Source organism: Caballeronia sp. LjRoot31 (assembly GCF_964253885.1).
Taxonomy (GTDB): Bacteria; Pseudomonadota; Gammaproteobacteria; order Burkholderiales; family Burkholderiaceae; genus Caballeronia.
Genome location: NZ_CAXURX020000002.1, coordinates 619657 through 632527, shown reverse-complemented (window position 1 = coordinate 632527; position 12871 = coordinate 619657). Strand labels below are relative to the sequence as shown.

13 protein-coding genes are annotated in these 12871 nt (G+C 59.1%); 8 read left to right on the top strand and 5 right to left on the bottom strand.

Annotated elements, in window-relative coordinates:
- Positions 1 to 22 precede the first annotated feature (22 nt).
- On the bottom strand, positions 23 to 1024 hold the full coding sequence (locus ACSQ8V_RS21235) for an extracellular catalytic domain type 1 short-chain-length polyhydroxyalkanoate depolymerase (RefSeq protein ID WP_436207047.1): 1002 nt from the start codon (positions 1022 to 1024) through the stop codon (positions 23 to 25).
- Positions 1025 to 1068: 44 nt separating this feature from the next.
- On the bottom strand, positions 1069 to 1488 hold the full coding sequence (locus ACSQ8V_RS21230; protein ID WP_436207046.1) for a CopG family transcriptional regulator: 420 nt from the start codon (positions 1486 to 1488) through the stop codon (positions 1069 to 1071).
- Between the two features lie 374 nt (positions 1489 to 1862).
- Here ACSQ8V_RS21230 and ACSQ8V_RS21225 point away from each other — a divergent pair, with 374 nt between their 5' ends.
- The 3 genes from ACSQ8V_RS21225 to ACSQ8V_RS21215 all read left to right on the top strand — a co-directional run bounded on the left by ACSQ8V_RS21225 (position 1863) and on the right by ACSQ8V_RS21215 (position 3625).
- Positions 1863 to 2744 carry a manganese catalase family protein gene (locus ACSQ8V_RS21225; protein ID WP_436207045.1) on the top strand — a complete coding sequence of 294 codons (882 nt, stop codon included), beginning with the start codon at positions 1863 to 1865 and terminating at the stop codon, positions 2742 to 2744.
- Between the two features lie 288 nt (positions 2745 to 3032).
- Positions 3033 to 3311, top strand: coding sequence for a type II toxin-antitoxin system Phd/YefM family antitoxin (locus ACSQ8V_RS21220; RefSeq protein WP_436207044.1), 279 nt, complete (start codon positions 3033 to 3035; stop codon positions 3309 to 3311).
- Positions 3308 to 3625: a type II toxin-antitoxin system RelE/ParE family toxin gene (locus ACSQ8V_RS21215; protein ID WP_436207043.1), complete on the top strand. Its 318-nt coding sequence runs from the start codon at positions 3308 to 3310 to the stop codon at positions 3623 to 3625. The genes ACSQ8V_RS21220 and ACSQ8V_RS21215 overlap by 4 nt, the downstream gene beginning before the upstream one ends.
- A 61-nt stretch (positions 3626 to 3686) precedes the next feature.
- Here the strand turns inward: ACSQ8V_RS21215 and ACSQ8V_RS21210 are convergent, their stop codons facing one another.
- Positions 3687 to 5000: an MFS transporter gene (locus ACSQ8V_RS21210; protein ID WP_436207042.1), complete on the bottom strand. Its 1314-nt coding sequence runs from the start codon at positions 4998 to 5000 to the stop codon at positions 3687 to 3689.
- Positions 5001 to 5186: 186 nt separating this feature from the next.
- Positions 5187 to 5915: a FadR/GntR family transcriptional regulator gene (locus tag ACSQ8V_RS21205; RefSeq protein ID WP_436207041.1), complete on the bottom strand. Its 729-nt coding sequence runs from the start codon at positions 5913 to 5915 to the stop codon at positions 5187 to 5189.
- A 297-nt stretch (positions 5916 to 6212) separates the two neighbouring features.
- Between ACSQ8V_RS21205 and ACSQ8V_RS21200 the strand changes: the two genes are divergently transcribed.
- On the top strand, positions 6213 to 7331 hold the full coding sequence (locus ACSQ8V_RS21200) for a 3-deoxy-7-phosphoheptulonate synthase (RefSeq protein WP_213766119.1): 1119 nt from the start codon (positions 6213 to 6215) through the stop codon (positions 7329 to 7331).
- A 328-nt stretch (positions 7332 to 7659) separates the two neighbouring features.
- On the top strand, positions 7660 to 9123 hold the full coding sequence (locus tag ACSQ8V_RS21195) for an amino acid permease (RefSeq protein WP_213766118.1): 1464 nt from the start codon (positions 7660 to 7662) through the stop codon (positions 9121 to 9123).
- Positions 9124 to 9215: 92 nt separating this feature from the next.
- Here ACSQ8V_RS21195 and ACSQ8V_RS21190 read toward each other — a convergent pair whose 3' ends face one another.
- A complete protein-coding gene (locus tag ACSQ8V_RS21190; RefSeq protein ID WP_031363642.1) occupies positions 9216 to 9419 on the bottom strand; it encodes a cold-shock protein in 204 nt (67 codons plus the stop codon).
- Between the two features lie 242 nt (positions 9420 to 9661).
- Here ACSQ8V_RS21190 and ACSQ8V_RS21185 point away from each other — a divergent pair, with 242 nt between their 5' ends.
- From ACSQ8V_RS21185 to ACSQ8V_RS21175, 3 genes are read left to right on the top strand one after another with little or no spacing between them, the layout of a single operon-like run.
- Positions 9662 to 10432, top strand: a complete 771-nt coding sequence (locus tag ACSQ8V_RS21185) for an SDR family oxidoreductase (RefSeq protein WP_436207040.1) — start codon at positions 9662 to 9664, stop codon at positions 10430 to 10432.
- A 47-nt stretch (positions 10433 to 10479) separates the two neighbouring features.
- Complete coding sequence (locus tag ACSQ8V_RS21180) at positions 10480 to 11802, top strand: MFS transporter (RefSeq protein ID WP_436207039.1); 1323 nt, start codon at positions 10480 to 10482, stop codon at positions 11800 to 11802.
- Between the two features lie 52 nt (positions 11803 to 11854).
- On the top strand, positions 11855 to 12685 hold the full coding sequence (locus ACSQ8V_RS21175; RefSeq protein WP_436207038.1) for an IclR family transcriptional regulator: 831 nt from the start codon (positions 11855 to 11857) through the stop codon (positions 12683 to 12685).
- Positions 12686 to 12871 lie beyond the last annotated feature (186 nt).

Sequence of the window (12871 nt, the reverse complement as noted above, 5' to 3'; positions counted from 1 at the left end):
TTTTTATAAAAAGATGCTACGGTCAACTTTTCAATGGATGATCGAGGAAAAATCGCATCATGATCGCGCTCGCATCCGGACCCTTTGCATCGGTGTACGAACCATTTCCACTACCGCCTGCCCAGGCGTGCGGCGCGCCATGGATGAGCCACAACTCGGCATCAACTCCGTCCACTGATTTCAGCCGCTCCACCGTGCTCGTACGCTTGCCCGCTTCTACATGGGAAGTCTCGTCGAAGACAACAGCCTCAGCGCCGAAGCCGCGCAACAAATCAGCCGCGTTTGATGGATGCACGGTTGCATCGGCATCGCCGTGAAACACGATCAGCGGTCGCTTCGGTGCCTCCGCGCGACGAGCGCCCGATGACTTCCCGCCTCGCATGGCCGCCAGCGCCGATTGCAAATCATGGGCCGACCCGACTGCCAGCCCTGAATGCACGCACGCAGCGGCATAAAGATCCGGATACGCCTGGATCATGATGGCGGCCATCGCCCCACCCGCCGATAAACCCGCCACGAATACGCGCGCCGGATCCACGGCGTGCTTTGACATCACTTCGCGCGTGATGCCTGCAATCAGTGCCGGCTCGCCGCTGTCGCGCCGTTGATCGGCAGGTTTGAACCAGTTCCAGCACTTCGATGCGTTCGCCCCCTGCGGCTGCACCGGATACACCACGATGCATCCGTCCCGCTCCGCCAGCGCGTTCATTTGCGTGCCGGCAGCGAAGTCGTCGGCGTCCTGCGTGCAGCCATGCAGCATCACCACCAGCGGCAGCGACTGGCCGCTGTGCTGCTTCGGCACATAGAGCTTGTAGTTCCGATGACCTGCGGCGTTCGCGAACGTATGAGTCGTGAACGTTCCCGGATACGTGACAGCCGGGACGTCTGTATTCGATTGAGGCGTTGGCTGAGCGTGCGCCCCAAGCGCACGCTGCAGCGCCGCCGTCGCTTCCTTCGGGCCGCGTGCGCGCAGCAGCTTCATTGCATCCTGCATCGAATGCAGGAATGCTTCGTTGATTTTCATTATCTTTCCCGTTGTTCCCTGCTATTGCTTGTCTACCCGCATCACTAGGCAATCCGGCCGGCCAGCGCCGTTTTCACCGCAGGCGAGGCATGAAAGGCGCCGAGCACGACGATCGATGCGATGGTTTCGAGCGCCAGTTCAGCGGACACGTCGGCAGCAATGCTCGCGAGTCCGAGCACCTGAATGTCGAACCGCTCACCCGCCGCGCGCGCCGCTTCAAGATCGCGCCTGGAAAAATGCTGCATGCCCAGCACCAGCGCGCGCCGTGTCACCGTTTCGCTCACCACCTGAGAGTGCGTCGCCAGTTGATTCCGGATAGCCGTGCGAATCAGGTCCGTGCGGTTGGAATAAAAACCCTCTTCCACCAGCAGGTCGATCTGGCCCAGATCCACAGGACCCAGGTTGATCGTGATCTTCTCCGTCTCACCGCCCTTCGGCCTGAGTACTTCAATTTTTTGAATCATCAAAAACATCCGGTTACCATCCAATGAGATGGTTATAGGCTGGTTTTTGCAGTGCGTCAAGGTTTTTAGCCAACTCACCATGGTCTGGAGAAGCCGGAAATCGGGCCGCGGCGCCTCAGGAACGGGCCATGCTGAAGTTGTCATCGCAGTCCCTTTTCCCTCGCGGCGAAATTGCCGCTTGTACGCCAGAGCATTTCGCCGCTCTGAGACCCGGGCGCCCAGGGTTGGGTGTGACGCGGTTTTTGTATCGCGTTGCTGTCCGGAGCAATTCGCCACCTTCGTTCTGTTTTTATCGCGACGATTTCGCGTGCTTCTGCACGCCTTTTGCGCGCTTAAAAAAATCCGAACGATAAACTATTAAAGGAGTACTACCTATGTTTGTCCATAACAAACGCCTGCAATACACCGTCCGTGTCGCCGCGCCGAATCCGGGTCTCGCCAACCTGCTGCTCGAACAGTTCGGCGGCCCGCAGGGCGAGCTCGCCGCAGCCTGTCGCTACTTCACCCAAGCCGTAGGGGAAGACGATCCGGGCCGCAAGGACATGTTGTTCGATATCGCCACGGAGGAGCTGAGCCATCTGGAAATCATCGGTTCAATCGTCGCGATGCTGAACAAAGGCGCAAAGGGTCAACTGGCCGAAGCGGTCGAGCAGGAGGCGGAGTTGTATCGGTCGATGACTTCTGGCGGCAACGACTCTCACACCACCGCCCTTCTCTACGGCGGTGGTCCTGCGCTCACGAATTCGGCAGGCGTGCCGTGGACGGCGGCCTATATTGACACCATTGGCGAGCCGACTGCCGACCTGCGCTCCAATATTGCAGCCGAAGCGCGCGCCAAGATCGTGTACGAGCGCCTGATCAATGTCACCGACGACCCTGGTATCCAGGAAGCGCTCGGGTTCCTCATGACGCGTGAAATTGCGCATCAGAAGTCGTTCGAGAAAGCGCTGCATTCCATCCAGCCGAATTTCCCGCAAGGCAAATTACCGGGGGTGCCGGAATTTACAAGCGTCTACTACAACATGTCGCAAGGCAACGAGCCGGCAGTGCGCGGACCGTGGAACGAAGGCGGCGACTGGAGGTTCGTGGAAGATCCGCAACCCGCCGTGGATGGCGGAGATGGACTCGCGACCGTGGGAGTGTCAGCGGAAGAGGTGGATGTTTTACAGGCAATGGCCACGCGCACGGCATCGGACAAGAGTTCGGATCCGACGACCGGCGCCGATCTTGGATCGGGGAAAGCGACGGCGGTTTGAGGGTCTAACAGCGCGGCGCTCGTGATCAGGGAAAATCCGGTACGCTGCGGACCGCGTAGGCTCCCCTAAAAGCCGTTGCAGTGAGCGTGATCAAGTCTCTCTCCCTTGCAGCGCATGCCTTAAGCGAAGCAAGAGCGAAGGCAGTCTCAATCTGCGTTGAGACTGCCTTCTTGCGTGATCAATCGAGGACAAAACAGCTTGTCGGGCAATGCGTTTAGCGAAGACCGATCAACATGAGACTAAATTTAGTCTATATTTAGACTCATGCAAAAATCGTTGAGACCCAATATGAAGCTCTCGAATATCAAACCCATCAGTTACCTCAAGAGTGATGCGGCGAGGATTGTGACGGAACTTATGGAAACACATGAGCCTTTGATCATTACTCAAAATGGGGAAGCGAAACTGGTGGTGCAAGACATCCATACATTCGAGCGACAGCGGCAAACGAACGCCCTGCTTCGCATCTTGGCATTGGGCCAAAAAGAGATTGCTGAGGGTAAGTTTTCATCTGCAACTGATGTTTTTGCCGAGCTGGATCGCCTTGACGAAAAGGATAGGGAATGAATCTCACCATCCTCGACTCGGCCAAAAGAGACTTGGCTGATCTGCGGGATTACATCGCCAGACACAAACCGAAGGGAACCTGGAGCGAGATCAAGACCCAACTCCAAAGCAAAATTTTCCAGATTGAAGATTTCCCCTTGTCGGGCGCATGTCCTCCGGAACTGCTCGGCTATCCAGATCGATACAGACAAGTCTTGACCAATCAGCAACGCATCATTTACGAAATTGCAGGCGATCAGATATTTATCCATGTGATCTGCGGACAAACCCAGGATCTGGAGGAGACCCTCAACCGGAGATTACTCAGCATCTAAGCCAAGACATACCTCGGCCGCGATTCACAATTGCAGGCAACCAGAAGGCTCGTCCGCGTCGTTAAACAACCCCTCCCCGCTCCGGCACCACCCGCCGCACCATGAACCAGTAAAACAGCGCCGAGCATCCCGCAATCAACCCGCCTGAAATCAACGCGATCGAATACGAGCCGGTTTTATCGACGATAAACCCTGCCACCACCGGCGAGAACGCGCCGCCGAAATACCCGCCGAAATTCTGGATCGCGCTGACGGACGCGACCATCGACTTGGGCGCAACGTCCGACGCTAGCGCCCAAGCAGCGCCAATAATCGCCGCGAGGAACGCAAGGCCCAGCGTCATCAGCGTGATGGTGACACCCAATGAGTCAACGAAAGGAATGGCCAACGCCGAAACTGCCGCACCGATCGCGCAGATCACGATCCACATGCGTTTGGCATCAATGGGCGTCGCCATTCCGCGATCAACCATCTTCTTCGTCAGATATCCCACGATAATCTCGCCCACCGCGCCGCCGATCCACGGAATGCTCGCATAGATACCCAGTTGTACGAACGATATGTGAAAGCGATCAAGCAAATACAGCGGCAGGAACACAAGGAACAGATTCCACAGCCAGATCGCGCAGAAGTAGCCGAAGATCATGCCCCACACGCTGCGGTGCGTGAACAGTCCGCGCCACTCGTGGGTTGAATTGCTGATCGACCGCTCACGCCCGCCTCCGCCCGCTTCTATATAAGCGAACTCTTCCTTCGAAAGCCGCTTGCTCTGCTCGGGATTTCGATAAAGAAAGAGAAACACAATGGCGAACGCGATGCCGACAAACCCCGCCACATGAAATAGCGAACGCCATCCAAACGCAACCATCAACGCAACGAGCACAGCGGGCGCAAGCGCGGGGCCCCATTTCGATGACGAATCCCAGATGCCCGTCGCGAACCCGCGCTCCTTGGTCGGGAACCACGCGGCTGTGATCTTCGCCGAGGTTGGCCAGCACGGCGCTTCGCCGACGGCGAGCAGCGCGCGCATCACGAGCAGCGCGCTGACCGATCCGACCACGCCGGTCATGTAGGTCGCGACACTCCACCAGATCATGGCAACGGCGTAGGCCTTCTTCGCGCCAAAGCGGTCGATCACCCATCCCGCCGGCAATTGCATCACGGCGTAGGTCCATGCGAACACCGTGCCGAGCAAGCCGATCTGCGTTCGCGACAACCCGAGTTCGCGAATCATTTCCGGCGCCGCGATGGAGAGACTGGCGCGATCGATGTAATTGATGATGCCGCCCGCCACCAGCCATATCAGCACGGTCCAGCGAAAATTCATGCCGGTGCCGGTTGCAACTTCAGCGGGGGATACGAGCTTGTCAGCCACATCCGTCTCCTCGTCTATGCCAATGGGCGCCGTCGAATGGACGCCCTTTTTAGGGGTTTTTAATAGTCACACTATATTTCGCAATGATTCCGGGAGGCAGCGGAGTAAACCCGGGCCGACCATCAAATAGTCTTACTATATTTCCCACTAAATGGAGACTGACGCAATGACGACTGACGCAATGACTCAAGCGTGGCGCGCACCGCCCTCTTCAAGCACGCTGTCCGCATCGACCCGCGCGCTTTCGAGTTGCACCAGACTCGCCTGACGCGCGCCCAGCGGATCGCGGCTTTGAATGGCCGTGAGAATCGCCTTGTGCCGCGGCAAGGAGAGCGCGTGAGTATCGGGATGACGGCTGGTCAGGCGAATGGATTCGGACAAGGCAAGCGACAACATATTGCCGATGTACGCCAGCATGTCGTTGTGCGTGGCAGCCATGATCGCGCGATGAAACTCCAGATCCGGTTCGAGCAATTCGGGCGCGGTCGCGGCCGCTTCCATGCGCATGTAAGCGGCTTCGATCCGGGCGAGATCCTCGCCGCTGCCGCTTGTCGCCGCGAGCGCCGCAGCAGCCGGTTCGATGATCCGCCGCACGGTGAGCAGCGACCGGAAGAACTCACCTTCGGGCACGCTGCTGAGCGTCCAGTAGAGCACGTCGGGATCAAGCATGTGCCAGTCGGCCCGTGGCCTGACGACACTGCCTACCCGCGGCTTCGACACCACCAGTCCCTTTGCCACAAGCACACGCGTTGCTTCCCTCAAGACCGGGCGGCTCACGCCATAGGTTTCGCACAGCAGTACTTCGGCGGGCAGGCGTTCGCCGGGTGCAACCTTGCCGCCGACGATATCCATGCCGAGGTTCTGCACGATGCGCCCGTGCATGCTTTTGCCTTGCCGGAGATGTCGATAGTCCATGTTCAGTGAAGGATGATGCCTCGGTCTCGACCGACGTACGCATAGCATAAGCACGGCGGCAAAAAGCTCCAAATAGTATGACTAAATTGAGGGTAAACCTGCGAGGTTGTTATCGAAACAGGTCTGGACGGAATCAGGATCCAGCCAGCCGATTATTTCACTCGCGCTCACGGACATACCAGATTTCAGCAAGTCCGACCCCTCGCACGAGCCACTGTTCCAGTCCTGGCTGCCGCCCAAAGCGCGGCCCGAATGCGATAATCCCGGGCTGTCACCCTGTTTCCGGAGAACCATCCCATGAGCCGCCTCGACAACCCGTTTCACGACCAGGAGGCCGGCCGTGCCGACTCGACGCAAGATACGACCCGCATCGACGACGTCCGCATCGGCGCCGTCCGTCCGCTGATTTCCCCTGCGCTGCTGCAAGACGACCTGCCTGTACCACTTTCAGTGCAGACGCTGGTTGAAAAAAGCCGCGTTGAAATTGCCGACGTTATTCAAGGCCGCGACGACAGGCTGGTCGTTGTCGTCGGACCGTGCTCGATTCACGACCATGACCAGGCGCTTGAATACGCGCACTTGCTGAAGGCCACCGCTGACGAACTGCGCGACGACCTGCTGATCGTAATGCGCGTGTACTTCGAAAAACCACGTACCACGGTGGGCTGGAAGGGTTACATCAACGACCCGCTTCTGGACGGCACGTTTCGTATCAACGAAGGCCTGCGACGCGCACGCCAGTTGCTGCTCGACATCAGCGGCATCGGCTTGCCAACGGGCACCGAGTTTCTCGACTTGCTAAGCCCGCAGTACATTGCGGACCTGATTGCCTGGGGCGCTATCGGCGCACGAACGACGGAGAGCCAGAGCCATCGGCAACTGGCTTCGGGACTAAGCTGCCCGATCGGTTTCAAGAACGGCACCGACGGCGGCGTGCAGATCGCGGCAGACGCCATTGTTGCGGCCCATGCGAGCCATGCGTTCATGGGCATGACCAAGATGGGCATGGCTGCCATCTTCGAAACCCGCGGCAACGCGGACGCGCACGTGATCCTGCGCGGCGGCAAGACGGGACCGAACTACGATAGCGAAGGGGTCGCTGCCGCCTGTGCCGCACTCAAGGAAGTCGGACTTCGCGAGCAGGTGATGATCGATTGCTCGCATGCGAATTCGGGCAAGTCGCATCTTCGCCAGATCGAGGTAGGTCAGGACATCGCGCGGCAACTGAACGGCGGTGACAAGCGCATTATTGGCGTGATGATCGAAAGCCACCTGGAAGAAGGCCGCCAAGATCTGAAACCGGGTGTACCGCTGCGCCGCGGTGTCTCCATTACCGATGCGTGCCTCGCCTGGACGCAAACCGAACCGGTATTGCAAACGCTCGCTGCTGCAGTACGTGAGCGCCGCAAGCACTGATACGGACTCGCCACGAGGCTCCCCGAGCTTCGTGGAACGCTGCGTTGCCGCAACCACATCGCGTGCTCACGCGATGATCAACTCTCCCCCGTAGCACTGCGCATGCCACACCTGTCTTGCACCCTGACCCGTGCAAGATAGGGTTATTGCGTTGCTTCACATTAAATTTCATTAGGCATAGACTTAATCCGTCAGCGTCATTCACTCATTGCAGTGAGGATCGCGAGTCGTCTTGCATCAAGCGTTTTTCGTAGTGATCCGCAAGTTGATCCGGGCATTGCGTCCCGTTCAATTCGTGCCCACCAACGTACGACCGAGGCGACACATCATGGCTGACACGAGTTACATGGCGCGTAAATCCGTTGCCGATATCGTCAAGAGTGCTGACGGCGGCGAGCGCCCGCTAGCGAAGACACTGGGCGCACTCAGCATCACGGCAATGGGCATTGGCGCAATCATCGGCGCCGGCATCTTCGTGCTGACAGGCACGGCCGCTGCGCAGTTCGCGGGACCAGCCATCATCCTGTCATTCATATTGGGCGGCATTGCGTGCGCGTTTGTCGGCCTGTGTTATTCCGAACTCGCGGCCATGCTGCCCGTCTGCGGCAGCAGCTACACCTACACGTATGCCACGCTGGGCGAAGTGTTTGCGTGGATCATAGGCTGGGACCTGATCCTCGAATATGCAATGGGCGCGGCCACCGTTGCGGTCGGATGGTCGGGTTATATCGTCAGCCTGCTGCGTAACGTGGGGATTGCCTTTCCACCCCAACTGGCAGCTGCTCCCGGCACCATGGTGAAGCTTGCCGACGGCACGTCGGTAGCGGGAATGGTTAATCTGCCGGCCGTTTTTATTGTCGCCGCCCTTACGCTCATGCTGGTGATGGGGACCAAGGAGTCGGCGCGGCTCAACAACATCATGGTCGCGATCAAGCTGGTTGTCGTGGTGGCGTTTCTCGCGCTGGGCGTGTTCTTCGTGCATCCCGGGAACTGGCATCCATTCATTCCGGCGAATACCGGCGAGTTCGGCAACTTCGGCATGAGCGGAATCCTGCGCGGCTCCGCGGTCGTGTTCTTTGCGTTCATCGGATTCGATGCGGTGTCGACCTGCGCTCAGGAAGCCAAAAGACCACAGCGCGACATGCCGGTCGGCATTCTCGGGTCACTGGTGATCTGTACGATCCTGTATATAGCGGTGGCGGGGGTGCTCACCGGACTCGTGCCTTATGGCGAATTGAACGTGCCCGATCCCATTGCGAAGGGCGTGGACGTGATTGGCCTCACCTGGTTCTCCATCCTCATCAAGATCGGCGCGCTGACCGGTTTGACGACCGTGATCCTCGTGCTGTTGTATGGGCAAAGCCGCATCTTCTTCACGATGTCGCAGGATGGCTTGCTGCCGGGATTGTTCGCGCGGGTTCATCCGCGTTTGAAGACGCCCCACCTCAGCCAGACCATGATTGGCGCTGTTGTTGCAATCGTCGCGGCGTTCACGCCAATCAGCGTGCTGGGTGAAATGGTGAGCATCGGCACGCTCTTCGCCTTTGTCCTGGTGTGCGGCGCGGTGATCTATCTGCGGCGCAGCGACTCCGGCGCGAACCGGCCGTTTCGTGTGCCAGGCGTGCCGGTCGTACCGATTCTCGGCATCCTGTTTTGCGTGCTGCTCATGACCGGCTTGCCACTCGTCACGTGGATGCGGCTAGTGGTCTGGCTGGTGATCGGGCTCGTGATCTACTTCTCATATGGACGCAATAACTCGCGGCTGCGGCATCCGGAGCGGCACGCGGGATAAGCGTGCGGCGTCGGTTGAGCTAGCAACTCGGGCACGACGCTGACCAGCCGCGCCGGCGGATTCAGCGGGGTTCCACGGGGCTTCAAGAGGTTTCAGGCAGGCTGGATGTTCGACGCCTGCTTGCCCTTGGGGCCCTGGCCAATATCGAAACTGACTTTCTGGTTCTCGAGCAATGACTTGAAACCTTCAGTCTTGATCTCCGAGAAATGGGCGAACAACTCTTCGCTGCCGTCGTCCGGCGTGATGAAACCAAAACCCTTTGCATCGCTGAACCACTTTACTCGTCCGGTCGGCATGGCCGTCTCCTGGCTGGAAAAAGGGGAACGGTATCACGCGCGGTCGTTTTCGTTGGCGCCGCTTGTTGCCCGCATCGGCGGAACGCCCTATCCCGTCTGCCGGCCCAGGCGGAAAACCCCTCCTGCAATACCTCTCCGCGTTTACCTTCACTTATAAAAATTCTTTTCATATGTGAAAATCGGACACGAAACCCATGCGGGGAACCGCATCGACGGGACCAACCACCGAAAAAGGAGCATCAATGGTCAAGCGTGTCGAAGGCAAAAACATCGTGGTGACGGCTGCCGGCAAAGGCATCGGACGGGCTTCCGCGCTCATGCTCGCCGCCGAAGGCGCCCACGTCTGGGCAACCGATATCGACGAAAACGCCCTCGCCGAACTCGCCCGCGACGCAGGCGCTGGCTCCACGTTGCGCACCGCGCGTCTGAATGTGCTGGATTCCGCCGATGTCGAGACCTTCGCCGCGACGACCGGCCCGCTCGACGTACTGTTCAACTGCGCCGGCTACGTCCACGACGGCAACATCCTCAAGTGCGAGGACAAGGACTGGGATTTCAGCTTCGACCTGAACGTCAAAGCCATGTACCGGACCATTCGCGCGTTCCTCCCGGCCATGATCGACACAGGCAAGGGGGCATCGATCATCAACATGGCCTCGGCGGCGTCGAGCGTGAAAGGCGTGCCGAATCGCTTCGTTTATGGCGCATCGAAAGCGGCCGTGATCGGTTTGACCAAGTCCGTGGCTGCTGATTTCGTCGGCCAGGCCATTCGTTGCAACGCGATTTGTCCCGGCACCATCGAGTCGCCGTCGCTGCGAGGCCGGATCGCGAGTCAAGCGGCGGCGTCGCATCTGGACGAAGAACAGGTCCGCGCTGCGTTCGTCGCACGTCAGCCTATTGGACGGGTTGGGCGGGCGGAAGAAGTCGCGGCGCTGGTGACCTACCTCGCCTCCGATGAATCCGCGTTCACCACCGGTACGATTCACATGATCGACGGTGGCTGGTCGAATTAAGGTTGATTGATTCGTATAGCTTATCAATATAAAAAGAGAAGGCCTTCATGTCAGGATCTATTCCGCTGGCGGCGAGCCCGGAAACCGCTGCCGCGCTTGAAGAAAATGCGTATCGCAAGGCGGTGTGGCGGATCGTGCCGTTGCTGATCGTCTGCTTCATCTTCGCCTACTTCGATCGCGTCAACATCAGCTTCGCCAAGCTGCAGATGCAGGGCGACCTGGGCCTCTCGAACGCGGCGTACGGTTTTGGCGCCAGCATCTTCTTCGTGGGCTATTTCATCTTCGAGATTCCCAGCAACCTGATCCTGAGCCGTGTAGGTGCGCGCGTCTGGATCGCGCGCATCATGATCTCGTGGGGCATCGCCTCGGCCGCGATGATGTTCGTTACGTCGGAAACGTGGTTCTACGTGCTGCGCTTCGTGATTGGCGCGACCGAAGCAGGGTTTCTGCCGGGCATCATCCTGTACTTCACGTACTGGTTCCCCGCCAAGCGGCGAGCGCGTATCAATGCGCTTTTCATGACATCGATCTCCATCTCGGGCGTGATCGGCGGCCCGTTGTCGGGCTTCATCATGACCCGTTTTGCCGGACTCGGCGGATTGGCGGGCTGGCAGTGGCTGTTCCTGCTCGAAGGTTTGCCGACCGCCCTGCTCGGCTTGCTGGTGCTGGCCATTCTCGATGACCGCATTGCCAGCGCGAAGTGGCTCAGCGCTGAAGAGAAGGCTGTATTGCAAGCCAACCTGGATCGCGAGGACCACGGCACGTCGCACAAATTCATCGACGCCATGCGCCAGCCCGGCACGCTGCTGCTCTCGCTGATCTATCTCTTCATGCTGATGGGACTTTATGGACTGACGTTCTGGATGCCGCAACTGATCAAGAACACCGGCATCACCAGTCCGATGAGCATCGGTCTGCTGACCGCGATTCCATATGCGGCAGCGGGCATTGGCATGGTGGCGCTCGGCAGGAGTTCGGACCGGCACGGCGAGCGCCGCTGGCACCTCGGGCTGGCGGTCGGCGTGGGCGGCATCGGTTACATGCTGAGTGCGTATTTCGCTCATGACACCACGCTTGCCATGATCTCGCTCGTGATTGCCGCCGTGGGCGCGATCGGCTGCCTGCCGGTGTTCTGGACCTTGCCGCCTGCGTTCCTGAGCGGCACGGCAGCGGCCGGCGGGATTGCGCTGATCAATTCCATTGGCAATCTGGGCGGCATCATCAGCCCGTATCTGGTCGGTAAGGTTGTGGATATGACCGGCGTACCGTCAGGCGGTCTGTACGCTATCGCGGCGGTCCTGATCCTCGCGGCCCTGCTGATCCTGTTCGGCTTGCCCGCTCGTATTGCGAACCGCGATCAAGCGCTTTGATGATCTCGCTCAGCTTGATGACGATACGCTCCCTTTCGCTCAAGACATTGCCATGAATACAGTTCTAAAACCTTCCCGGAACGCGTCCGACGAGAGCACTGACGGCCCGCGCTACGCCGCGCCCGCCCTCGAAAAAGGACTCGATATTCTCGACGTGCTCGTGGACACCGCCGAGGGTTACACGCTCAACGAACTGTCCGTGAAACTCGGCCGCACCGTGAGTGAAATCTTTCGCATGGTCGTGACGCTCGAGCGCCGCGGTTATGTGCAAGGTGATCACAACGACCGCTATACGCTGACGCTCAAGCTGTTCGAGATGGCGCACCGGCAACAGCCGATTCGATCGCTGACCGCCATGGCGCTGCCGCTGTTACGCGATCTGGCGAACGTGACGCGGCAGTCGTGTCATTTGTCGATCTATCACAGCGGCCGCGTAGCGGTTATCGCGCAAGTCGATAGCCCTGAACGATGGTCCTTCGGCTTGAAAGTCGGCGCGGTGATGGGGCTAACCGATACCTCGTCAGGCCACGTGCTGCTTGCTTTCCGCGATCTCGCCGAGCGGGAGAGAATGCTTGCCGCGCATACACGCGTGGAAGGCGAGAACGATGTGGAACCGGCGGTCTTGCTGGCGTTGCTCGACGAGATTCGCGCGGCCGGACATGAGATCGTGCCCAGCCGGCAAATGCGCGGCGTGACCAACGTGGCATTCCCGGTGATCGGAAGCGCCGGCGATGCCGTGGCGGCGGTCAACGTGCCGTATCTCGAACGTATCGATAAAAAGATCAATCCCGAGTTCGACGAGGTCTGCAGGATGGTCGGCGAGATGACCGGGCGCTTGTCCGCGCTGATGGGGTTCAGCGGTTACAACCTGGAAGGCGAATAAACGCCATCGCGCCGGCACGGACGCTCGAATGCTCCTGCATTCGAGCGCTCATTCACCCGTGCAAAGATATGAAAGATTTTTAAGCGTTTGTTGGGTAAAAAAATAAAAATAAATCAGTCCGGGTTTTATCGCCATTTAATCGCGTTGACGAAATAAATGCGCAACCGTATAAAACCATCAACGCCG